Raw genomic sequence first — 709 nt, forward strand, 5'->3', positions numbered from 1 at the left:
TCAGCGGCGCGGACTTCGAGTTCTACGCCGCCCACGTCGACGCCGGCGACTACGTCCGCTACGACGGGCCCGTGCCCGGCGACTCCACCGCCTGGGCGGCCGGGCGCATGATGGCCTCGGCCGCGGAGTTCCGGGCCGCGGGGCTGCCGGTCCCGACGATCTTCGAGTTCCCGCACTACGCCGCCTCGGCCGCCGACTACAAGGCGGCGCTCACCCGCTTCGGCGCCCGCTACGAGCGCAGCCTGTACTTCGCCGGCACCCTGTCGGGCACCGCCCCCCGCCCCGAGCACATGACCGGGCAGTTCTTCCCCTACACCGTCACCGACGTCTACGGCTCCAAGGTGCTGCCCGAGAACCTCGGCAACATCGTGCTGACCGGCTACAACAACAACCCGTCGGTGCTGCAGGCCGACCTGGTCGAGGCCGCCGAGGCCAACCTCGTGGTGCGCGACGGCGTGGCCAGCTTCTTCTACCACCCCTACCTCGGCACCGACCGCCTCGGCGAGATCATCGACGGGATCGAGGACCTCGGCTACGCCTTCGTGGCGCCGGCCGCCCTGACCTCCACCGGCACGACGCCCGCCGTACCCCTCACCGAACACGTCGGGTAAAGGATTGCCAGGCGGTTTGCCGGTTTTGGTGACCCATGGTTACTCTGAACGAGAACCCGCAGGTAGGGGCATATACCGCGGTGCTTCATCGGGTAAGC

1 protein-coding gene is annotated in these 709 nt (G+C 69.4%); it reads left to right on the forward strand.

Features of this window, described 5'->3' with window-relative positions:
- The coding region (locus Pta02_RS40845) for a DUF2334 domain-containing protein (RefSeq protein WP_203880422.1) at positions 1 to 611 on the forward strand (611 nt) is incomplete at its 5' end.
- Between the last annotated feature and the right edge of the window lie 98 nt (positions 612 to 709).

Source organism: Paraplanobispora takensis, from assembly GCF_016863195.1.
In the GTDB taxonomy this organism is placed as follows: Bacteria; Actinomycetota; Actinomycetes; order Streptosporangiales; family Streptosporangiaceae; genus Planobispora; species Planobispora takensis.